We start from the raw sequence: 22,611 nt of genomic DNA, 5'->3' as shown, positions 1-22,611 counted from the left end.
GTTGCATTCGTTAATAAGATTGCCGCAGGCCGTGTTATTATTGCCTTTTAGTATATTTAGACAGGAAGAGTATTTTGACTACTGACACTCATACTCTGCACATTGAAGAGATTCTGGAACTTCTGCCTCACCGTTACCCGTTCCTGCTGGTAGACCGCGTGCTGGATTTTGAAGAAGGTCGTTTTCTGCGCGCAGTAAAAAATGTTTCCGTAAACGAGCCGTTTTTCCAGGGGCATTTCCCTGGTAAGCCGATTTTACCAGGCGTTCTGATTCTGGAAGCGATGGCGCAGGCCACCGGTATTCTGGCATTTAAAAGCGTTGGAAAACTTGAGCCGGGCGAGCTGTACTACTTCGCGGGTATCGATGAAGCGCGTTTCAAACGTCCGGTAGTACCAGGCGATCAGATGATTATGGAAGTCACTTTTGAGAAAACCCGTCGCGGCCTGACCCGTTTCAAAGGCGTTGCGCTGGTTGACGGTAAAGTGGTTTGCGAAGCGACGATGATGTGTGCGCGTAGCCGGGAGGCCTGATACGTGATTGATAAAACCGCCTTTATTCATCCTACCGCCATTGTAGAAGAAGGCGCCGTCATTGGCGCTAACGTTCACATTGGTCCGTTTTGTATTGTGGGCGCCAACGTCGAAATTGGCGAGGGCACCGTACTGAAGTCTCATGTTGTCGTGAATGGCCACACAAAAATTGGTCGCGACAATGAGATCTATCAGTTCGCATCTATCGGTGAAGTCAACCAGGATCTGAAATATGCTGGCGAGCCGACCCGAGTGGAAATTGGCGATCGCAACCGCATTCGCGAAAGCGTCACCATTCATCGCGGTACAGTACAGGGCGGTGGATTAACGAAGGTGGGCAGCGATAACCTGCTGATGATCAACGCCCACGTGGCGCATGATTGTACGCTTGGCGACCGCTGCATTCTGGCCAACAACGCGACGCTGGCCGGTCACGTATCTCTGGATGATTTCGTCATCATTGGCGGCATGACTGCAGTACATCAGTTCTGCATCATCGGCGCGCACGTTATGGTAGGCGGCTGCTCCGGCGTCGCTCAGGACGTTCCGCCGTTCGTGATTGCCCAGGGCAACCACGCCACGCCGTTTGGCGTCAACATCGAAGGACTGAAACGCCGCGGCTTTAGCCGTGAAGCGATTACCGCGATTCGTAACGCCTATAAACTGCTGTATCGCAGCGGCAAAACGCTGGACGAAGCCAAGCCGGAAATCGCCGAACTGGCGGCTCAGCATCCCGAAGTTCAGCCGTTTGTCGATTTCTTCGCCCGTTCAACTCGCGGCTTGATTCGTTAATGGCCGAACAGCGTCCCCTGACGATTGCCCTGGTCGCCGGAGAAACCTCCGGCGATATTCTTGGCGCCGGTCTCATCCGCGCCCTCAAAGCACGCGTCCCTGATGCGCGCTTTGTCGGCGTGGCGGGGCCGCTGATGCAGGCGGAAGGATGCGAAGCCTGGTACGAAATGGAAGAGCTGGCGGTGATGGGCATTGTTGAAGTGCTTGGTCGCCTGCGCCGCTTACTGCATATTCGCGCCGATTTAACGCGCCGCTTCGGCGAACTGCGTCCCGATGTCTTCGTTGGCATCGACGCCCCTGATTTCAATATTACCCTCGAAGGTAACCTGAAAAAGCAGGGCATCAAAACCATTCATTACGTCAGCCCGTCCGTTTGGGCATGGCGACAAAAACGCGTTTTCAAAATTGGCAGATCCACCGATCTGGTTCTGGCATTCCTGCCTTTCGAAAAAGCGTTTTACGACAGATTTAACGTTCCCTGCCGTTTCATCGGCCACACCATGGCGGATGCCATGCCGCTGGATCCTGACAAGGGCGCGGCACGTGGCCGTCTGGGTATCCCGCATGATGTTCACTGCCTGGCGCTGCTGCCCGGTAGCCGCGGCGCGGAGGTCGAAATGCTCAGCGCCGACTTCCTGAAAACCGCGCAGCTTCTGCGTGGTACCTATCCCGATCTGCAGGTTGTGGTGCCGCTGGTCAATGCGAAACGGCGGGAACAGTTTGAACGAATAAAAGCGGAGACGGCGCCGGATATGACGGTGCACATGCTGGACGGTCAGGCGCGCGATGCGATGATCGCCAGTGATGCTGCGCTGCTGGCCTCGGGGACGGCGGCGCTGGAGTGCATGCTGGCGAAATGCCCGATGGTCGTTGGCTACCGTATGAAGCCGTTTACCTTCTGGCTGGCGAAGCGGTTGGTGAAAACCGATTATGTTTCCTTGCCAAATCTGCTGGCCGGGCGCGAGCTGGTGAAAGAGCTGCTGCAGGATGAATGCGAGCCGCAGGCGCTGGCCGCCGCGTTGAAGCCGCTGCTGGCCGACGGCAAAACCAGCCACGATATGCATGATACTTTCCGCGCGCTGCATCAGCAGATCCGCTGCAACGCGGATGAGCAGGCGGCGGACGCAGTACTGGAGTTAGCAAAATGATGGAGTTCGTCTATCCACATACCCATCTGGTCGCCGGCGTCGATGAGGTTGGCCGTGGGCCGCTGGTCGGCGCGGTGGTCACTGCGGCGGTGATCCTTGATCCGCGTAAGCCGATCGTGGGCCTCAACGACTCTAAAAAATTAAGCGAAAAGCGCCGCCTGGCGCTGTTCGATGAAATCAAAGATAAAGCGCTGTGCTGGAGCCTGGGTCGCGCCGAGCCGCATGAAATCGACGAGCTGAACATCCTGCACGCCACGATGTTGGCGATGCAGCGTGCCGTCGCTGGTCTGAGTATTACCCCTGAGTTCGTGCTTATCGACGGCAACCGCTGTCCATCGCTACCGATGCCGTCGCAGGCGGTAGTGAAAGGCGATAGCCGGGTGGCGGAAATCAGCGCAGCGTCTATTCTGGCTAAAGTCACTCGCGACGCCGAAATGGCTACGCTGGATATTGCATTTCCGCAATACGGTTTTGCCCAGCACAAAGGCTATCCTACCGTTGTACATCTGCAAAAACTGCAGGAACACGGCGCAACAGAGCACCACCGGCGTAGCTTCGGCCCGGTGAAACGCGCGCTGGGCCTGGCGTCCAACTAAGTCACTGGGATTTAAAGATGTCTGAACCACGTTTCGTACACCTGCGGGTGCACAGCGACTATTCCATGATCGATGGGCTGGCGAAAACCGGGCCGCTGGTGAAAAAGGCGGCCGCTTTGGGCATGCCTGCGCTGGCGATCACCGATTTCACCAACCTCTGCGGTCTGGTTAAGTTCTACGGAACGGGCCATGGCGCCGGGATTAAGCCAATTGTCGGCGCTGACTTCCATGTTCAGTGCGATCTGCTTGGCGATGAATTCAGCGAGCTGACGGTTTTAGCGGCCAACAATACCGGCTATCAGAACCTGACTCTGCTCATTTCTCGTGCCTATCAGCGCGGCTATGGCGCGCTGGGGCCATGGATCGATCGCGACTGGCTGGTTGAGCATCAGGAAGGGCTGATTCTGCTGTCCGGCGGGCGTAAAGGCGACGTTGGCGTCAGCCTGATCCGCGGAAACATGCCGCTGGTAGAGCAGTGTCTCGCCTTCTATCAACAACATTTTCCGGATCGCTACTATCTGGAGCTGATCCGTACCGGTCGTCAGGACGAAGAAAGCTATCTTCATGCCGCGGTTCAACTGGCGGAGGAGCATGGTTTGCCGGTAGTGGCGACCAACGATGTGCGCTTCCTGGAAACCGGCGACTTCGACGCTCATGAAATTCGCGTCGCCATTCATGATGGCTTCACCCTCGACGATCCGAAGCGTCCGCGCAACTACTCGCCGCAGCAATATATGCGCAGCGAGGAGGAGATGTGCGAGCTATTTGCCGATATCCCGGAAGCGCTGGAAAACACCGTTGAGATCGCCAAACGCTGCAACGTTACCGTGCGCCTTGGCGAATACTTCCTGCCGCAGTTCCCGACCGGCGACATGACCACCGAAGATTTCCTGGTAATGAAGTCGAAAGAGGGGCTGGAAGAGCGTCTCGAATTCCTGTTCCCGGATCCCGAAGAGCGCGCTAAGCGTCGCCCGGAATATGACCAACGTCTGGATGTCGAACTGCAGGTTATCAACCAGATGGGGTTCCCTGGCTACTTCCTGATCGTCATGGAATTTATCCAGTGGTCGAAAGATAACGGCGTGCCGGTAGGGCCGGGACGCGGTTCCGGCGCCGGCTCGCTGGTAGCCTACGCGCTGAAAATTACCGACCTTGACCCGCTGGAGTTTGACCTGCTGTTCGAACGTTTCCTTAACCCGGAACGTGTTTCGATGCCCGACTTCGACGTCGATTTCTGCATGGAGAAACGCGACCAGGTGATTGAGCACGTTGCGGATATGTATGGCCGCGACGCGGTATCGCAGATCATTACCTTCGGTACCATGGCGGCGAAGGCGGTTATTCGCGACGTGGGCCGCGTGCTGGGCCACCCGTATGGCTTTGTTGACCGAATCTCCAAGCTGGTGCCGCCGGATCCTGGCATGACGCTGGCGAAAGCCTTTGAAGCGGAACCGCAGCTGCCGGAAATCTACGAAGCGGACGAAGAAGTTAAAGCGCTGATTGATATGGCGCGTAAGCTTGAAGGCGTGACGCGTAACGCCGGTAAGCACGCGGGCGGCGTGGTTATCGCGCCGACCAAAATCACCGATTTCGCGCCGCTGTACTGCGATGAGCAGGGGCTGCACCCGGTTACCCAGTTTGATAAGAACGACGTTGAATATGCCGGGCTGGTAAAATTCGACTTCCTCGGCCTGCGTACGCTGACCATCATCAACTGGGCGCTGGAGATGATCAATAAGCGCCGGGCGAAGAACGGCGAAGGGCCGCTGGACATCGCCGCGATTCCGCTGGATGACAAGAAAAGCTTCGACATGCTGCAGCGCTCGGAAACCACCGCGGTCTTCCAGCTTGAATCGCGCGGCATGAAAGATCTGATTAAACGTCTGCAGCCTGACTGCTTCGAAGACATGATCGCACTGGTGGCCCTGTTCCGTCCGGGCCCGCTGCAGTCGGGGATGGTAGATAACTTTATCGACCGTAAGCACGGCCGTGAAGAGATTTCCTACCCGGATGTGCAGTGGCAGCACGAATGTCTGAAACCCGTACTGGAGCCGACTTACGGCATCATCCTGTACCAGGAACAGGTCATGCAGATTGCCCAGGAGCTCTCTGGTTATACCCTCGGCGGCGCGGATATGCTGCGTCGTGCGATGGGTAAGAAAAAGCCGGAAGAGATGGCCAAGCAGCGCGGCACCTTTGAAGAAGGGGCGAAAAAGCGCGGCGTGGACGGCGAACTGGCGATGAAAATCTTTGACCTGGTGGAGAAATTCGCCGGTTATGGATTTAACAAATCCCACTCCGCCGCCTATGCGCTGGTTTCCTACCAGACGCTGTGGCTGAAAGCCCACTATCCGGCCGAGTTTATGGCGGCGGTAATGACCGCCGATATGGACAACACCGAGAAGGTGGTGGGCCTGGTCGATGAATGCTGGCGCATGGGGCTTAAAATCCTGCCGCCGGACATCAACTCCGGTCTGTATCATTTCCACGTCAACGACGACGGGGAAATCGTGTATGGTATCGGCGCCATTAAGGGCGTCGGCGAAGGCCCGATTGAAGCCATCATCGAAGCGCGTAACAATGGCGGCTACTTCCGCGAGCTGTTTGACCTGTGCGCCCGTACCGATATCAAAAAGCTCAATCGCCGGGTACTGGAAAAACTGATTATGTCCGGGGCGTTCGACCGCCTCGGCCCACATCGCGCGGCGCTGATGAACTCGCTGAACGATGCGCTGAAAGCCGCCGATCAGCACGCCAAAGCCGAAGCGATTGGTCAGGCGGATATGTTCGGCGTGCTGGCGGAAGAGCCGGAGCAAATCGAGCAATCCTACGCCAGCTGCCAGCCGTGGCCGGAGCAGGTGGTGCTGGATGGTGAAAGGGAAACGCTGGGGCTGTATCTGACCGGCCACCCGATTAACCAATACCTGAAAGAGATCGAACGCTACGTTGGCGGCGTGAGACTCAAAGACATGCACCCGACCGATCGTGGTAAAGTGACCACGGCGGCGGGGCTGGTTATTGCTGCGCGGGTAATGGTCACCAAGCGCGGCAATCGTATCGGCATCTGTACGTTGGATGACCGTTCCGGGCGTCTGGAGGTGATGTTATTCACCGACGCTCTGGATAAATACCAGCAGTTGCTGGAAAAAGACCGCATACTTATCGTCAGCGGACAGGTCAGCTTTGATGACTTCAGCGGGGGCCTTAAAATGACCGCCCGTGAAGTCATGGATATTGACGAAGCCCGGGAAAAATATGCTCGCGGGCTTGCTATCTCGCTGACGGACAGGCAAATTGATGACCAGCTTTTAAACCGACTCCGTCAGTCTCTGGAACCCCACCGTTCGGGAACCATTCCAGTACACCTCTATTATCAGAGGGCGGATGCGCGCGCGCGGTTGCGTTTTGGCGCAACATGGCGCGTCTCTCCGAGCGATCGTTTACTTAACGATCTGCGTGGCCTTATCGGCTCGGAGCAGGTGGAACTGGAGTTTGACTAATACAGGAATACTATGAGTCTGAATTTCCTAGATTTTGAACAGCCTATCGCAGAGCTGGAAGCGAAAATCGATTCCCTGACTGCAGTAAGCCGTCAGGATGAGAAACTGGATATTAACATCGATGAAGAAGTGCATCGTCTGCGCGAAAAAAGCGTAGAGCTGACGCGCAAAATCTTCGCCGATCTTGGCGCATGGCAGGTAGCCCAACTGGCGCGCCATCCACGTCGTCCCTATACCCTGGATTATGTCCGCCTGGCTTTCGACGAATTTGACGAGCTGGCAGGCGATCGCGCCTACGCTGACGATAAAGCTATCGTTGGCGGTATTGCGCGTCTTGATGGTCGCCCGGTGATGATCATCGGTCATCAGAAAGGCCGTGAAACCAAAGAGAAGATCCGTCGTAACTTTGGTATGCCGGCGCCGGAAGGCTACCGCAAAGCGCTGCGCCTGATGGAAATGGCTGAGCGTTTCAAAATGCCGATCATTACCTTTATCGACACCCCTGGCGCCTATCCGGGCGTTGGCGCGGAAGAGCGCGGCCAGTCGGAAGCGATTGCCCGCAACCTGCGTGAAATGTCGCGTCTGAGCGTGCCGGTTATCTGCACCGTGATTGGCGAAGGCGGCTCTGGCGGCGCGCTGGCGATTGGCGTAGGTGATAAGGTCAACATGCTGCAATACAGCACCTATTCGGTTATCTCGCCGGAAGGCTGCGCATCTATTCTGTGGAAAAGCGCGGATAAAGCGCCGCTGGCCGCGGAAGCGATGGGTATCGTTGCCCCGCGCCTCAAAGAGCTGAAGCTGATTGATTCCATCATTCCAGAACCGCTGGGCGGCGCCCACCGTAACCCGGAAGCGATAGCGGCGAGCCTGAAGGCACAGCTGTTGGCCGACCTGGCTGACCTGGATACCCTCAGCGAAGAAGAGCTGCGTAACCGCCGCTATCAGCGTCTGATGAGCTACGGCTACGCCTGATTATTCAGCACATTATTTTCTCTAAGGGGCCGGATTTCCGGCCCCTTTTTTTATCATTTTTCTACTGAGGCAAGATGATGCGCCAATGAGGTAATGTGATTAGCCGATGATGTCCTTCTCCCGTGACACTGCGCTAACTGCCGGGGACAACGCCTGGGCAGACCGTTCACAAGGAAAAGGAGAATAATATTATGGCAATTCATAAAACTGTCGCCTTGAGCGCCGTGGCCGCAGGGATCATGTTAAGTCTGAGCGCCGCACAGGCTGCGCCGCTGCTCAGCGCCACTGAAGCCACCACCATGACAGCCAGCGAGCTGGCGGCGAAAGAAAAAGCATTAACCGATTTTCCTCTAATGGACGCGGTGAAGTCTTCTATTCGTACCCTCGATAACGCTTCAGTCGAAAAGATTGAGCCCGGTCGGGCGGCTAACCCGGAGAACGTTAAACGCGTTGAAGGCATGCTCAGCGAGCAGGATTGGGATTATCTGTTCCCGATGCGCGCGCCGGAATATACCTACAGCAACTTCCTGAAGGCGATTGGTAAATTCCCGGCGGTCTGCGGCACCTACACCGACGGTCGTGATAGCGACGCAATCTGCCGTAAATCGCTGGCTACCATGTTTGCCCACTTCGCCCAGGAAACCGGCGGTCACGAGAGCTGGCGCGATATTCCGGAATGGCGCCAGGCGCTGGTCTATCTGCGCGAAGTTGGCTGGACCGAAGGACAAAAAGGCGGCTATAACGGCGAATGTAACCCGGATGTCTGGCAGGGGCAGACCTGGCCTTGCGGTAAAGATGCCGATGGCGATTTCCTCAGCTATTTTGGCCGCGGCGCTAAACAGCTTTCCTATAACTACAACTACGGACCGTTCTCCGAGGCGATGTATGGCGACGTCCGTCCGCTGTTGGATAAACCACAGCTGGTGGCGGACTCATGGATGAACCTCGCCAGCGCGGTCTTCTTCTTTGTTTACCCGCAGCCGCCAAAACCCTCCATGCTGCACGTTATCGACGGCACCTGGCAGCCAAACGATCGTGATAAGAGCAATGGCCTGGTGCCGGGGTTTGGCGTGAGCATCCAGATCATCAACGGCGGCGTCGAATGCGGTGGCTCCACGGAAAATGCCCAGTCGCTTAACCGTATTGCCTATTACAAAGAGTTCGCCAACTACCTCAAAGTGCCTATTGCTGATGATGAAGTGCTGGGCTGTAAGAACATGAAGCAGTTTGATGAAGGCGGTGCCGGCGCGCTGCCAATCTACTGGGAACAGGATTGGGGATGGGATCCGAACAGCGCAGACGGCAAAACCAATGCCTGCCAGCTGGTGAGTTATCAGACGCCGTACAGCGCGTTCAAAGAGGGGGATTACAGCAAATGCGTGCAGCACTACTTCAACGTAACCGTGGTTGATGATGCGGGTAGCGATGGCGCGTCTGATAAGACGGATGACGTTACGCCTGCCCCACAGGTAAACGTGGCGCCGGTGGCGCGTATTGCCGGCCCGGTGGGCGCTGTTGAAGCCGGTAGCCTGGTGTCGCTGAGTGCGGAAGGCTCTACCGATGCTAACGGCGATAAGCTGAGCTATAGCTGGATGTCGCAGGATGGGCAGACGTTAAGCGGCGCGGATAAAGCGGTTATCAATTTCAGCGCGCCGCAGAGCGACAAAGATGCTCAGTATGTGGTTAGCCTGACCGTCAGCGATGGTAGTCTGTCCAGTACCGCAACCTACACTCTCAATGTGAAGGCGAAAACGCCGGCAGAGGAAGCGAAGGATGAGCCGGCAGGCGATAGCGGCGTCATCAGCTATCCAGCGTGGAGCGCCAGCCAGAGCTGGAAGCCGGGTGACATCGTCAATAACCACGGCGCGCTTTTCCAGTGCAAGCCCTTCCCGGAAGGAGCCTGGTGCAACGTGGCGCCAACTTACTACGAACCGGGCGCAGGTCTGGCCTGGGGGGATGCGTGGAAGGTGCTGTAATCATCGCTTTGCTATGATTCAGGACTAAGATAAATCCGCCAGTGCTAAGCACTGGCGCGATTGATATTATGCTTACCTTAGGTAAATCCAGGAGGAAAGCGTGAATATCATCGCCATCATGGGGCCCCACGGCGTCTACCATAAAGACGAACCGATCAAAGAGCTGGAAGCCGCTCTGCAGAAGCAAGGATTCCAGACCATCTGGCCGCAAAACAGCGCCGACCTGCTGCAGTTTATCGAACACAACCCGCGTATCTGCGGCGTTATCTTTGACTGGGACGAGTACAGCGTTGATTTATGCAGCGATATCAATCGACTGAACGAATACCTGCCGCTGTATGCTTTTATCAATACGCACTCGACGATGGACGTCAGTAGCCAGGACCTGCGCATGGCGCTATGGTTCTTCGAATATGCGCTGGGTCTGGCGGAAGATATCGCTACCCGCATTCGCCAGTATACCAATGAATATCTGGACAACATCACGCCGCCATTTACCAAAGCGTTATTTAACTATGTGCAGGAGGGGAAATATACCTTTTGTACCCCCGGACACATGGCGGGAACCGCCTACCAGAAAAGCCCGGTCGGCTGCCTGTTTTATGATTTTTTCGGCGGTAATACGCTGAAGGCCGATGTTTCTATCTCCGTTACCGAACTGGGGTCGCTGTTGGACCATACCGGCCCGCATCTGGAAGCGGAAGAGTATATTGCCCGCGCCTTTGGCGCCGAGCAGAGCTACATGGTGACCAACGGTACCTCGACTTCAAATAAAATTGTCGGCATGTATTCGGCGCCCGCTGGCAGTACGTTGCTTATCGATCGTAACTGCCATAAATCGCTGGCGCATCTGCTGATGATGAGCGATATCGTACCGCTATGGCTAAAACCGACCCGTAACGCGCTGGGGATCCTCGGCGGCATCCCGAAACGGGAATTTACCCGCGACAGCGTCCAGCACAAAGTCGAGACAACTCGCGGCGCGCAGTGGCCGGTGCATGCGGTGATCACCAACTCCACCTATGATGGGCTGTTGTATAACACCACCTGGATTAAACAAACCCTTGACGTGCCGTCGATCCACTTCGATTCCGCCTGGGTGCCTTATACCCACTTCCACCCGATTTATCAGGGGAAAAGCGGTATGAGCGGCGACCGCGTACCGGGGAAAGTGATCTTCGAAACCCAGTCGACGCATAAAATGCTGGCGGCGTTGTCACAGGCTTCGCTTATCCATATTAAAGGCAGCTACGATGAAGATACCTTCAATGAAGCCTTTATGATGCATACCTCTACCTCGCCAAGCTATCCGATCGTCGCCTCGATAGAGACCGCGGCGGCGATGCTGCGCGGTAACTCCGGAAAACGCCTGATTCAGCGCTCCATCGAACGCGCGCTACATTTCCGTAAGGAGGTTCAGCGCCTGCGTGAGGAGGCTGACGGCTGGTTCTTCGATATCTGGCAGCCGGAAGAGGTCGAAGAAGCGCAATGCTGGCCTGTTTCCCCTGGAGAAACGTGGCATGGATTCCAGGACGCCGATGCCGACCATATGTTCCTCGATCCGGTCAAAGTCACGATTCTCACGCCGGGTATGGACGAGCAGGGCAATATGGCGGAAGAGGGGATACCGGCGGCGCTGGTGGCGAAATTCCTCGACGAGCGCGGCGTGGTGGTGGAGAAAACCGGGCCGTACAATCTGCTGTTCTTGTTCAGTATCGGTATTGATAAAACTCGAGCGATGGGCCTGCTGCGCGGTCTGACCGAGTTTAAACGCGCCTACGATCTTAACCTGAGGGTGAAAAACATGTTGCCGGATCTCTACGCTGAGGATCCGGACTTCTACCGCAATATGCGCATCCAGGATCTGGCGCAGGGGATCCACCGCCTGATCCGTCAGCACCAGCTCTCACAGCTGATGCTGCGGGCGTTCGACGTGTTGCCGGAGATGAAAATGACCCCGCATCAGGCCTGGCAGCGACAGATTAAGGGCGAAGTAGAAACCATCGAACTGGAGAAACTGGTGGGGCGTATTTCGGCAAATATGATCCTGCCGTATCCGCCTGGCGTGCCGTTGCTGATGCCGGGAGAGATGATCACCGAAGAGAGCCGCGCGGTGCTCGATTTCCTGTTGATGCTCTGTTCGATCGGCCGCCACTACCCAGGTTTTGAAACCGATATCCACGGGGCCAAACGTGATGAAGATGGCGTCTACCGTGTACGAGTCTTAAAAAATAATTAGGGGCTTGCGCGGCGGCGGGCGGCGCGAGTAACGTGTTGGGCTTCAACAGGAGGAGAACAACCATGCTGGGTTTAAAACGGGTTCACCATATTGCCATCATCGCGACAGACTACGCGAAGAGCAAAGCGTTCTATTGCGACATCCTCGGGTTTACGCTGCAAAGCGAGTTCTACCGCGCCGAGCGTGATTCGTGGAAGGGCGACCTGGCGCTGAACGGCGAGTATGTCATCGAACTGTTTTCGTTCCCGTTCCCTCCTGCGCGTCCAAGCCGCCCGGAAGCCTGTGGTCTGCGCCACCTGGCGTTTAGCGTCGACGATATTGATGCCGCGGTTGCGCATTTGCAGGCGCACGGCGTCGCCTGTGAAGCTATCCGCATCGATCCGTTTACCGATAAGCGTTTTACCTTTTTCAACGATCCCGACGGCCTGCCGCTGGAGATTTACCAACAGTAATACTTGCCAGAACCAGCCCTGGCGCGTAACGTGCCGGGCTATCTCTTCTTAGCTGCATACGCACGATCATGACGCCGGATATTGCCTCATCGCTTCGACCACATCGTCAGTTTCTGCTGGCCTTCAGCGGCGGCCTGGACTCAACCGTCCTGCTGCACCGGCTGGTACGCTGGCGCCAGCGCGAGCCAGCGGTTCAACTGCGCGCGATTCACATTCACCATGGCCTGAGCGCCAACGCAGACCACTGGGTCGAGCATTGCGAACAGATTTGCCAGCAGTGGCAGGTGCCGCTACAGGTGGTGCGCGTAACGCTGGCGGATGAGGGGTTGGGGATCGAAGCGCATGCTCGCCAGGCGCGCTATCAGGCCTTCCGTGAAGCGCTTTTGCCAGGTGAAGCGTTATTGACGGCACAACATCTCGACGACCAATGCGAGACTTTCCTGCTGGCGCTCAAACGCGGTAGCGGCCCGACCGGCTTATCGGCGATGGCGGCCTGTAGCGAGTTCGCTGGTGGCAAATTGCTGCGTCCGCTGCTCAATGAGAGCCGTGAATCCCTGCATCAGTGGGCGCTGACTTATCAACTGCGGTGGATTGAAGACGAAAGTAATCAGGACGATGCCTACGATCGTAACTTTCTGCGCCTGCGGGTGGTACCGCTACTGAGCGAGCGCTGGCCGCATTTTGCCGAGGCCGTTGCCCGCAGCGCCAGCTTATGTGGCGAACAGGAACAGTTGCTCGATGAAATGCTGTCGGCGGAGCTCGCCGCGCTGGTCGATGAGCGCGGTTCGCTGGCGATAGAACCGCTAAGCGCGATGAGCGCGGCGCGTCGTGCGGCGCTGCTGCGCCGCTGGCTGGCCTCCCAACAGGCGCCGATGCCGTCGCGCGAAATGCCGGAGCGCATCTGGCAGGAAGTGGCGCTGGCGCGTGAAGACGCCGCGCCTTGCCTGCGGTTAGGCGGTTTTGCCGTCCGGCGCTACCAGCAGCGCCTGTATTGGGTAAAGCATCTGCCTGGCCTGACCGAGCGTGAGTTGCCATGGGAGGACCCCACTACACCGTTAATATTGCCGGAAACGCTGGGAGAACTGGCGTTGCAGTCCGGCGGGCCGTTACGCATGCCGCGCGCGGATGAGCCGGTATCGATACGTTTTTGCGCCAGCGGTAATCTGCACATCGTTGGGCGTCCGGGCGGGCGTAAGCTTAAGAAAATCTGGCAGGAAATGGCGGTCGCCCCCTGGCGTCGGGATACTACGCCGCTGCTATTTTATGGCGAAACGTTGATTGCGGCGGCCGATGGACTGTTTGTCACCAGAGAGGGGCAAGTGCAGGAAGGCGAGGGGTTACAGCTGGTATGGCGGAAAACGGGCGGCTAAGCCGCCCGATGGGCTTCAGGATTCGCTGACCACCACGGTGCCAATTTCCGGGTGGCTGAAACTGGCGATTTTATCCAGGCGTAGCTCGCGGACGTTACCGGCAAGTTCTACCACCAGATACTCGACATTTTTACGCGAGATAAGATCGTTCGCTTTGGCCTGCAGCTGTTCACCATCTTTCAGGGCCAGCGCCAGCACCAGGTGATGCTGGCAGGCAAGCTCGAGGTTGTCATAATCATCGCAGTTAATGGGTTGATAAGTATCATTCATTGACATAATCGCTCACCAATAAGTTTGCCGCCGCATAAGCGGCCTTTTCCCTGACTGACTCCGAAAGGGCCTGATCCGCCGCAACCTCATTTAATACTTTCAACGCGCAGCCCAGCGCATCCGGGATATACCCTAAGTCTCCGCTGGCTATTTCCGCATACCGCTTGCGTATTAACTCACAATATTGATCCACATGCCCTCCTGTCAGCGTTCTGACTTAACCGTGGGATGCAAGTTTAAGCCTACGAAGATAAACTCTGTTTAGCAAGGTGACTATACCATAGTCATCTAAGCAATATCAGCAGGATGAAAGGAGTACCTGCGATTGCCGACAGCCTTTTGTCGCCAGTTTCGCTACAATGTACGCCATTTTTTTCAGGAGTTTATTCATGGCGCTGAAAGCGACGATTTATAAAGCTGTGGTGAATGTTGCCGATTTGGATCGCAACCAGTTTCTGGATGCTAACCTGACGCTGGCGCAACATCCCTCAGAAACCCAGGAGCGTATGATGCTGCGCCTGCTGGCGTGGATCAAATATGCTAACGAACGCTTGCAGTTCACCCGCGGGTTGTCCTCGGATGATGAACCGGAGCTGTGGCAATTAAACGACCATTTGGGCGTCGATCTGTGGATTGAGCTGGGGTTACCGGACGAGAAACGCCTCAAGAAAGCCTGCTCGCGGGCGCAGGAGGTGGCGCTGTTTGCCTATAATAGCCGAGCGGCTGAAATCTGGTGGCAGCAGAATCAGAACAAGCTTGCGGCGTATCCGAAGCTGACCATCTGGTATCTTGATGATGCGCAACTGGCGCAGCTGAGCGCTTTTGCCGATCGCACCATGACGCTGCAGGCAACCCTGCAGGACGGGGGTATCTGGTTATCTGACGATCGGAATAATCTGGAAATTCATTTAACGGCCTGGCAGCAGCCGGCATGATAACGATTAGCCGCAGCGTTTCCATCCCGGATGAGGAGATCTCGCTTACCGGGGTCCGCGCACAGGGGGCGGGCGGTCAGCATGTGAATAAGGCCTCGACGGCGATTCACTTACGTTTTGATATTAAAGCATCGAGCCTGCCTGAGTTTTATAAAGAACGCCTGCTCGCCGCCAGTCACCACTTAATTTCTGCTGACGGTGTGGTTATCATTAAGGCTCAGGAATATCGCAGCCAGGAGATGAATCGCGAAGCGGCGATCTCGCGACTGGTTACGCTGATAAAAGAATTAACCGCAGTGCAAAAAAGCCGCCGGGAGACGCGACCGACTCGGGCGTCAAAAGAGCGACGACTTGCCTCCAAGGCGCAAAAGTCCTCAGTCAAAGCGCTGCGTGGGAAAGTTCGCCATTAAGAGGCGTGGCGGACGGGTGGAATGGATTATAAGGAATTCACAGTGAAGAAAATTGTATTTTCGCTCGCAGCGGCCTGTTCGCTCTTTGCGCTGTTTGGCTGCAATCATCGCGCTGAGGTGGAGACGGTTCAGCCGGCGGCGATGGAAGAGCTGAAACCGATGCAGCAAAGCTGGCGCGGTATTTTGCCTTGCGCGGATTGCGAAGGGATTGAAACCTCTTTGTTCCTTGAGAAAGATGGCACCTGGGTAATGAATGAACGTTATCAGGGCGTTAGCCGCGAGCCGTCATCTTTCGCTTCATATGGGACCTGGGCGCGTACCGCCGATAAACTGGTCTTGACCAATAGCAAAGGCGAGAAATCCTACTATCGGGCGAAAGGCGACAAGCTGGAAATGCTCGATCGTGACGGCAACCCGATTCAGTCAACGCTTAACTATACGCTGGAGTCGGTGAAAGCCAGCCTGCCGACGACACCGATGGCGATGCGCGGGATGTATTTCTATATGGCGGATGCGGCAACCTTTACCGATTGCGTCACAGGTAAAACGGTGGCCGTTGCCAATAACGCTCAGCTTGAACGTGATTACGCCGCCGCGCGCGGGACCGATACTCGTCCGGTACTGCTGGTGGTAGAAGGGCACTTCACTCTCGAAGCGAACCCGGATACCGGCGAGATGATGAAAACGCTAATGACGGATAAAGACAGTAAATTTATTCCAGGTAAAGATTGCGGTAAGTAATCCGTGCAGTTGTAATTAAAAAGGCCTCGCTATTGCGAGGCCTTTTAGCTTTAAAGGGGAAATTAACCTTTAATTTGCTGCACCAGGTAATTCACAATATCCCCGGTCTTAATCAGCTGTTTCTCGCCGTTGCGACGATGTTTGTATTCAATATCATCGTTGTCGAGGTTACGATCGCCAAGCACGATGGTATGAGGGATGCCGATCAGCTCCATATCGGCGAACATCACGCCCGGACGCTCTTTACGATCGTCCATCAGCACGTCGATGCCATGCGCACGCAGTTCAGCATAGAGTTTCTCGGCCAGCTCCTGCACGCGATAGGACTTGTGCATGTTCATCGGCAGAATAGCGACCTGGAACGGCGCGATAGCGTCCGGCCAGATAATCCCGCGATCGTCAAAGTTCTGCTCAATAGCGGCGGCCACCACGCGGGTCACCCCAATGCCGTAGCAGCCCATGGTCAGGATCTGGTTGCGGCCATCTTCGCCCTGCACCGCGGCATTCATTGCCTGAGAGTACTTGGTGCCCAGCTGGAAGATGTGGCCCACTTCGATACCGCGTTTGATAAGCAGAGTGCCTTTTCCATCCGGGCTCGGATCGCCGGCAACGACGTTACGAATATCAGCAACTTCCGGAGTCGCGACATCGCGATCCCAGTTGATGCCGAAGTAATGTTTGCCATCAATGTTAGCGCCGGCGGCGAAATCGCTCATGGCCGCGACGGTACGGTCGATAACTACCGGAATCGGCATGTTAACCGGACCGAGAGAACCCGGGCCCGCGTTAACGAGAGCGCGGATCTCTTCTTCGCTGGCGAAGGTCAGCGGGCTCGCGACCTGCGGCAGTTTTTCCGCTTTTACTTCGTTGAGTTCGTGATCGCCGCGTACCAGCAGGGCGACCAGCGGGTAGCTGCTATCTTCTACCGCTTTCACCAGCAGGGTCTTCACGGTTTTTTCGATTGGCAGATTGAACTGCTCAACCAACTCGGCGATGGTTTTCGCGTTCGGCGTATCCACCAGCGTCATCTCTTGCGTCGCTGCTGCGCGCGGTTCTTTCGGCGCGACGGCTTCGGCAAATTCAATGTTCGCCGCGTAGTCGGAGCTGTCAGAGAAGATCACGTCATCTTCGCCGCTCTGCGCCAGTACCTGGAACTCATGGGAAGCGCTACCGCCGATCGAACCGGTGTCAGCCTGTACCGCGCGGAAATCCAGCCCCATACGGCTGAAGATTTTGCTGTAAGCGGTATACATCGCGTCGTAGGTTTCCTGCAGCGATTCCTGAGAGGTATGGAAAGAGTAAGCATCTTTCATCAGGAACTCACGGGAGCGCATCACGCCGAAACGCGGGCGAACTTCATCGCGGAACTTGGTCTGAATCTGGTAAAAGTTCAGCGGCAGCTGTTTGTACGAGTTCAGCTCATTGCGAATCAGGTCAGTAATGACCTCTTCGTGAGTCGGCCCGAGGACGAATGGGCGATCGCCACGATCGGCAATGCGCAGCAGCTCAGGGCCATATTGCTCCCAGCGACCGCTCTCCTGCCACAGTTCAGAAGGCTGAACTACCGGCATTAACACCTCGATAGCACCGGCGTTGTTCATCTCTTCACGCACGATGTTCTCGACTTTTTTCAGAACGCGCACGCCGGTCGGCAGCCAGGTGTACAACCCTGAGGCCAGCTTGCGGATCATCCCGGCGCGCAGCATCAGCTGATGGCTGATGACTTCGGCGTCGGCAGGTGTCTCCTTCAGAGTGGAGAGCAGATATTGGCTAGTACGCATGTTGTTACGGTTCCATTTGGACGATCGGAACAGGCTGGAGAGCCAGCCTGAAACAAAAAAAGTGGTTTAGTTTACCAGTGTGGCAAAGATGCCAAAAGAGAGGAAAATAAAATTAGCGCGGTTCGAGAGAAAAGACTTCAAAACCGGAGGGGATTACCCGCCAGCGCACGTTGAAATCGAGCAGCCAGACGGCGTAGGTTTTCCCTGCTTCTTCCTCTTTGCGATAAGCCGGACGCGGATCCTGCGCCAGTACTTCACGGATAAACGCTTTGATATGCGGGTAGCGTTTTTCAAGCGTGAGTAACTGTGCTTCTATTTCCGGCGTAAAGCTGACATTCATGCCTGCCAGCGGCGCCTGTTGCGCATAGCTGGCGCTGGCATCAGGCAGGGCTTCGGCAAAGGGAAGATAAGGTTTGATATCAACCACCGGCGTGCCGTCAACGAGATCGAGGCTGCCAAGTTCCAGTATTACCTGATCCTTCTGGCAGCGAACGCCTTTCAGTTCAACCAGCGACATGCCGATAGGGTTGGGGCGAAATGTCGAGCGGGTCGCGAAGACGCCCATGCGCGCGTTGCCGCCAAGGCGGGGAGGGCGCACGGTCGGGCGCCAGCCGCCAGCCATGGTCTGATGAAAGACGAACAGCACCCACAGATGGCTGAAGTTTTCCAGTCCACGCACGGCGTCAGCCTGGTTATAAGGCGCTAATAGATGCAGTTCTCCGCCGCCGTGTTCAACCAGACCAGGCTGGCGAGGAACGGCAAACTTCTCTTTATACGGCGAGCGGATGACGCCTATCTGCGCGAACTGAAATGCACTCATTGCGCCGAGACGTTAAGCGCTGAACCCAGGCAAACGGCCTGACGGTAGCAGCCTGGCGTACCGCTGGTCACTTCGCAGCTGTGCAGCAGCACGGCGTTGGCCTTCATTTTGGCCGCGTTGATTTGCATGCGTTTACGGGCGGTCGGGATGTTCGGCGGGGAGTCCTGGTTTGAAGCCTGGCATGATTCGCCGCTCACTTCACCCAGATCGCGGAAAGGTTTCCCTACCAGCGCGGCGGCATCGGTATAGATTCTAACCGGTGCGGGACGTGAGACTTTTGGTTTAGCCGTTTCCGTCTGGACTGGCGTGGTTGCGGTGCTTTTAACAGGCTCAACGGGGGATCTGCTTAGCATAGAACAACCGCTTAACATGAGTGCTAACAAACAGACCGGTAAAGCACGCATAGTATTTCCTCAATGAATTATAAAACAGGGCGCTATTGAATCAGGTGCTTGCATAAATGACAAGACGGGCATAAAGCCCGTCCTGAATGATATTACGCTGAAAGCAGATTACCAGCCTTTCACTGCGCCACCGTTAAAGATTTTGTTAGCGGCTTCGTAAACTTCATCGCTTTGGTAAGCCTGAACAAATTTCTTAACATTTTCCGCGTCTTTATTATCTTCGCGGGCGACGATCAGGTTTACGTATGGCGAGTTTTTATCTTCAACGAAGATACCGTCTTTCGCCGGCGTCAGGCCAATCTGGCTGGCGTAGGTGGTGTTGATGACCGCCAGAGCGATCTGCGCGTCGTCCAGAGAACGCGGCAGCTGTGGCGCTTCCAGCTCAACAATCTTCAGGTTTTTCGGGTTTTCAACCACGTCCAGAGACGTCGGCAGCAGGCCTACGCCTTCTTTCAGTTTAATCAGACCCACTTGCTGCAGCAGCAGCAGAGAACGGCCGAGGTTGGTCGGGTCATTCGGTACGGCAATCTGTGAGCCCGGCTGCAGTTCGTCCAGAGATTTGATTTTCTTCGAGTAGCCAGCGATCGGATAGACGAAGGTGTTACCGACGGAAACCAGTTTATAACCGCGATCTTTAATCTGCTGGTCGAGATACGGTTTGTGCTGGAAGGCGTTAACGTCGATGTCGCCTTTGCTCAGCGCTTCGTTCGGCAACACGTAGTCGTTGAAGGTTACCAGCTCAACGTCGAGGCCATACTTCTCTTTTGCCACTTTCTGCGCGACTTCAGCAACCTGCTGTTCCGCGCCGACGATCACGCCGACTTTAATATGGTTAGGATCTTTTTCATCCTGACCGCAACCCACCAGAGCCAGAGAACCGATTAATGCGCCAACTGCCGCAAAGGTTTTGAAATTAAAGGCCATGTTATTTCCTTCCTGTAAGAATTAGTGTTGTGTGTCAATAACGTTATTTGTGAGTCACAGCCCGGACGATACGATCGCCAGAGAATTGAATTAAATAAACCAGAATAACCAGCAATACCAGTACGGTATTCATTACCGTCGCGTTATAGCCGATGTAACCGTACTGATAGCCAATCTGACCCAGACCACCGGCACCGACCGCACCGCCCATCGCGGAATAACCCACCAGGGTGATGAGTGTGATGGTGGCGGCGTTCACCAGACCCGGCAGCGCTTCAGGGAGCAGAACTTTACGCACGATCTGCAGCGGCGTTGCGCCCATCGCGCGTGAGGCTTCGATAAGCCCGGTTGGGATCTCCAACAGCGCGTTTTCCACCATACGCGCGATAAACGGCGCGGCGCCAACCGTTAATGGCACAATCGCTGCCTGCAGGCCGATCGAGGTACCGACGATCACGCGGGTAAACGGAATCATCCACACCAGCAAAATAATGAATGGAATCGAGCGGAAGATATTCACCAGCGCCGATAGCGTACGATACAGTCGGGCGTTGGCGGCAATCTGCCCCGGACGGGTAACGTACAGCAGTACGCCGACCGGCAAGCCGAGCACAAAGCCAAAGAAGCCGGAGACAAACGTCATAGCCAGCGTTTCCCACACGCCGCGAACCAGCAGCCAGATCATTGGTTCAGACATATCCCAGTACCTCTACTTTTACATGATGTTCCTGCAGCCAGGCGATCGCCGCCTGGGTATCTTCTGGTGTGCCGTGCATTTCAGTCAGCATGATGCCGAACTTCACTCCGCCGGCGTAATCCATCTGCGCGCTAATAATGTTGTTATTCACATTAAAGCGGCGGGCGGTTTCCGACAGCAGCGGCGCATCGACGGAATGGCCGGTGAACTCCATACGCAGCATCGGCACGCTGTCAGGCAGCGGCGTGGGCTTCAGGCGCGCCTGATAGTCATCCGGAATATCCAGATGCAGGGTAGATTGAATGAACTGTTGGGCGAGCGGCGTCTTAGGATGGGAGAAGACTTCGCTCACGGTGTCCTGCTCGATCAGTTGACCATTGCTAATGACCGCCACGCAGTCGCAGATACGTTTAACCACGTCCATTTCATGGGTGATCAACAGAATGGTCAGCCCCAGACGACGGTTAATGTCTTTTAACAGTTCGAGGATCGAACGGGTCGTTGCCGGGTCGAGCGCGCTGGTGGCTTCATCGCACAGCAGCACCTTTGGATTGCTGGCCAGAGCACGGGCAATCGCCACGCGTTGTTTCTGGCCGCCGGAGAGGTTTGCCGGATAGCTGTCGTGCTTATCGCCAAGACCAACCAGGTCAAGCAGTTCATTAACGCGGCGTTTGATTTCCGCCGGCGGCGTGTTGTCCAGCTCAAGCGGCAGCGCCACGTTGCCGAAAACGGTACGTGAAGCAAGCAAATTAAAGTGCTGGAAGATCATGCCAATCTGACGGCGCGCGCGAGTCAGTTCTTTTTCAGTCAGCGCGGTGAGTTCCTGGTTATCAACCTGCACGCTACCTTCGGTTGGGCGTTCCAGCAGGTTAACGCAGCGAATCAGCGTACTTTTACCTGCGCCGGAAGCGCCGATCACGCCGTAAATTTGCCCGGCAGGGACATGCAGGCTGACATCGTTCAGCGCCTGTATGGTGCGGTTCCCCTGCTGGAACACTTTGGTAATATTCGAAAGTTTAATCATCAGTTATTTATTATCGTTTAGCCGTTTGCCGTGGCATTTTCTTCTGCCGTGTCCAGGCGATGCCTGTCAATGAAATGGATGTTAAGGCATCCAGACGTCTAAATCAATCTGACTCTTTATAATGAGCACTTTCTTGCATGCCGAAACATGCGATACTAACGGCATTAGCCTTTATCAGGAGCAAACCGGTGGCAAAGTCTGTACCCGCAATTTTTCTCGACCGTGACGGCACGATTAATATCGATCATGGTTATGTCCACGAAATCGACAACTTTGAGTTTATCGACGGCGTCATTGATGCCATGCGTGAACTAAAGGCAATGGGATTTGCGTTAGTGCTGGTGACCAACCAGTCAGGCATCGCGCGCGGTAAATTCACGGAAGCGCAATTTGAGACCCTCACCGAATGGATGGATTGGTCGCTGGCAGACCGCGGCGTGGATCTCGACGGTATCTATTATTGTCCGCATCACCCGCAGGGGAGCGTTGAAGAGTTCCGCCAGACCTGTGATTGCCGTAAGCCGCATCCAGGGATGCTCATTTCCGCACGCGATTTCCTGCATATTGATATGGCCGCTTCTTATATGGTGGGCGATAAACTCGAAGACATGCAGGCGGCTGCGGCGGCGAATGTCGGAACGAAAGTGCTGGTGCGTACCGGTAAGCCGGTTACCGAAGAAGCGGAAAGCGCCGCAGATTGGGTGCTAAATAGCCTGGCGGACCTGCCTGCTGCTATCAAAAAGCAGCAAAAATAAGCGTTGCGTATAAAAGATGAGCGGTTGAAATAAAAATGTATTTTTCCGCTTGTCATTCCCGGCGGGCTCCCTATAATGCGCCTCCATCGACACGGCAGATGTGAATCACTTCACACAAACAGCCGGTTCGGTTGAAGAGAAAAATTCTGAAATTCAGGGTTGACTCTGAAAGAGGAAAGCGTAATATACGCCACCTCGCGACAGAGCGCTAAAGCGCGTCGCAACTGCTCTTTAACAATTTATCAGACAATCTGTGTGGGCACTCAAAGTGACAT

The 22,611-nt window shown here is 55.7% G+C and carries 22 protein-coding genes; 14 read left to right on the top strand and 8 right to left on the bottom strand.

What is annotated here, in order from left to right; translation table 11 throughout:
• Positions 1-74: 74 nt before the first annotated feature.
• The 10 genes from fabZ to tilS all read left to right on the top strand — a co-directional run bounded on the left by fabZ (position 75) and on the right by tilS (position 13,575).
• A complete protein-coding gene (gene fabZ, locus ABLV17_RS19840) occupies positions 75-530 on the top strand; it encodes a 3-hydroxyacyl-ACP dehydratase FabZ (protein WP_004145858.1) in 456 nt (151 codons plus the stop codon).
• 3 nt (positions 531-533) lie between these two features.
• Complete coding sequence (gene lpxA / locus ABLV17_RS19835; RefSeq protein ID WP_015368155.1) at positions 534-1,322, top strand: acyl-ACP--UDP-N-acetylglucosamine O-acyltransferase; 789 nt, start codon at positions 534-536, stop codon at positions 1,320-1,322.
• Positions 1,322-2,470, top strand: a complete 1,149-nt coding sequence (gene lpxB / locus ABLV17_RS19830; protein ID WP_308958177.1) for a lipid-A-disaccharide synthase — start codon at positions 1,322-1,324, stop codon at positions 2,468-2,470. Before lpxA ends, lpxB begins: the two co-directional genes overlap by 1 nt.
• Positions 2,467-3,066: a ribonuclease HII gene (gene rnhB / locus ABLV17_RS19825; RefSeq protein WP_015368153.1), complete on the top strand. Its 600-nt coding sequence runs from the start codon at positions 2,467-2,469 to the stop codon at positions 3,064-3,066. Before lpxB ends, rnhB begins: the two co-directional genes overlap by 4 nt.
• A gap of 17 nt (positions 3,067-3,083) precedes the next feature.
• Positions 3,084-6,566: a DNA polymerase III subunit alpha gene (gene dnaE, locus ABLV17_RS19820; protein ID WP_113374442.1), complete on the top strand. Its 3,483-nt coding sequence runs from the start codon at positions 3,084-3,086 to the stop codon at positions 6,564-6,566.
• A gap of 12 nt (positions 6,567-6,578) precedes the next feature.
• Entirely contained in the window at positions 6,579-7,538 is a 960-nt protein-coding gene (accA, locus tag ABLV17_RS19815) for an acetyl-CoA carboxylase carboxyl transferase subunit alpha (protein WP_348854562.1), read from the top strand.
• 191 nt (positions 7,539-7,729) lie between these two features.
• Positions 7,730-9,514, top strand: coding sequence for a glycoside hydrolase family 19 protein (locus ABLV17_RS19810; protein ID WP_308958900.1), 1,785 nt, complete (start codon positions 7,730-7,732; stop codon positions 9,512-9,514).
• Between the two features lie 100 nt (positions 9,515-9,614).
• Complete coding sequence (locus ABLV17_RS19805; RefSeq protein ID WP_113374444.1) at positions 9,615-11,753, top strand: lysine decarboxylase LdcC; 2,139 nt, start codon at positions 9,615-9,617, stop codon at positions 11,751-11,753.
• A gap of 62 nt (positions 11,754-11,815) precedes the next feature.
• The gene (locus ABLV17_RS19800) at positions 11,816-12,205 is read left to right on the top strand and encodes a VOC family protein (protein ID WP_015704453.1); all 390 of its coding nucleotides are present in this window, start codon (positions 11,816-11,818) and stop codon (positions 12,203-12,205) included.
• A gap of 68 nt (positions 12,206-12,273) precedes the next feature.
• Entirely contained in the window at positions 12,274-13,575 is a 1,302-nt protein-coding gene (tilS, locus tag ABLV17_RS19795; protein WP_348854561.1) for a tRNA lysidine(34) synthetase TilS, read from the top strand.
• Positions 13,576-13,590: 15 nt separating this feature from the next.
• Here the strand turns inward: tilS and rof are convergent, their stop codons facing one another.
• Both rof and ABLV17_RS19785 read right to left on the bottom strand, forming a co-directional pair.
• Positions 13,591-13,851 carry a Rho-binding antiterminator gene (rof, locus tag ABLV17_RS19790; RefSeq protein WP_113374446.1) on the bottom strand — a complete coding sequence of 87 codons (261 nt, stop codon included), beginning with the start codon at positions 13,849-13,851 and terminating at the stop codon, positions 13,591-13,593.
• Positions 13,838-14,038 (bottom strand): YaeP family protein, encoded by a 201-nt coding sequence (locus ABLV17_RS19785; RefSeq protein ID WP_087860833.1) that lies wholly within the window; start codon positions 14,036-14,038, stop codon positions 13,838-13,840. The genes rof and ABLV17_RS19785 overlap by 14 nt, the downstream gene beginning before the upstream one ends.
• A gap of 196 nt (positions 14,039-14,234) precedes the next feature.
• On the opposite strand from ABLV17_RS19785, the gene ABLV17_RS19780 reads away from it, so the two are divergent.
• From ABLV17_RS19780 to nlpE, 3 genes are read left to right on the top strand one after another with little or no spacing between them, the layout of a single operon-like run.
• Positions 14,235-14,780 (top strand): YaeQ family protein, encoded by a 546-nt coding sequence (locus tag ABLV17_RS19780; RefSeq protein WP_045376632.1) that lies wholly within the window; start codon positions 14,235-14,237, stop codon positions 14,778-14,780.
• Positions 14,777-15,190 carry an alternative ribosome rescue aminoacyl-tRNA hydrolase ArfB gene (gene arfB / locus ABLV17_RS19775; protein ID WP_045390167.1) on the top strand — a complete coding sequence of 138 codons (414 nt, stop codon included), beginning with the start codon at positions 14,777-14,779 and terminating at the stop codon, positions 15,188-15,190. Before ABLV17_RS19780 ends, arfB begins: the two co-directional genes overlap by 4 nt.
• A gap of 42 nt (positions 15,191-15,232) precedes the next feature.
• Positions 15,233-15,931, top strand: coding sequence for an envelope stress response activation lipoprotein NlpE (gene nlpE, locus ABLV17_RS19770; protein WP_087860832.1), 699 nt, complete (start codon positions 15,233-15,235; stop codon positions 15,929-15,931).
• 62 nt (positions 15,932-15,993) lie between these two features.
• Here nlpE and proS read toward each other — a convergent pair whose 3' ends face one another.
• The 6 genes from proS to metN form a co-directional block, all read right to left on the bottom strand.
• Positions 15,994-17,712: a proline--tRNA ligase gene (gene proS / locus ABLV17_RS19765; RefSeq protein WP_113374447.1), complete on the bottom strand. Its 1,719-nt coding sequence runs from the start codon at positions 17,710-17,712 to the stop codon at positions 15,994-15,996.
• Positions 17,713-17,824: 112 nt separating this feature from the next.
• Positions 17,825-18,532 (bottom strand): tRNA (N6-threonylcarbamoyladenosine(37)-N6)-methyltransferase TrmO, encoded by a 708-nt coding sequence (tsaA, locus tag ABLV17_RS19760; protein WP_020079574.1) that lies wholly within the window; start codon positions 18,530-18,532, stop codon positions 17,825-17,827.
• Positions 18,529-18,936 carry an Rcs stress response system protein RcsF gene (gene rcsF, locus ABLV17_RS19755; protein WP_015704458.1) on the bottom strand — a complete coding sequence of 136 codons (408 nt, stop codon included), beginning with the start codon at positions 18,934-18,936 and terminating at the stop codon, positions 18,529-18,531. Before rcsF ends, tsaA begins: the two co-directional genes overlap by 4 nt.
• A gap of 108 nt (positions 18,937-19,044) precedes the next feature.
• Complete coding sequence (metQ, locus tag ABLV17_RS19750) at positions 19,045-19,860, bottom strand: methionine ABC transporter substrate-binding lipoprotein MetQ (RefSeq protein WP_015368138.1); 816 nt, start codon at positions 19,858-19,860, stop codon at positions 19,045-19,047.
• A gap of 43 nt (positions 19,861-19,903) precedes the next feature.
• Positions 19,904-20,557: a methionine ABC transporter permease MetI gene (locus ABLV17_RS19745; RefSeq protein WP_045390177.1), complete on the bottom strand. Its 654-nt coding sequence runs from the start codon at positions 20,555-20,557 to the stop codon at positions 19,904-19,906.
• Positions 20,550-21,581 (bottom strand): methionine ABC transporter ATP-binding protein MetN, encoded by a 1,032-nt coding sequence (metN, locus tag ABLV17_RS19740; protein WP_087860830.1) that lies wholly within the window; start codon positions 21,579-21,581, stop codon positions 20,550-20,552. Before metN ends, ABLV17_RS19745 begins: the two co-directional genes overlap by 8 nt.
• Positions 21,582-21,769: 188 nt before the next feature.
• On the opposite strand from metN, the gene gmhB reads away from it, so the two are divergent.
• Entirely contained in the window at positions 21,770-22,336 is a 567-nt protein-coding gene (gmhB, locus tag ABLV17_RS19735) for a D-glycero-beta-D-manno-heptose 1,7-bisphosphate 7-phosphatase (protein ID WP_047044557.1), read from the top strand.
• Positions 22,337-22,611 lie beyond the last annotated feature (275 nt).

The sequence above is a fragment of the Klebsiella sp. CN_Kp091 genome, assembly GCF_040065095.1.
Classification (GTDB): Bacteria; Pseudomonadota; Gammaproteobacteria; order Enterobacterales; family Enterobacteriaceae; genus Klebsiella; species Klebsiella aerogenes.
The sequence above is the reverse complement of the archived record's forward strand: the minus strand, read 5'-3'. Positions and strand labels throughout refer to the sequence as shown.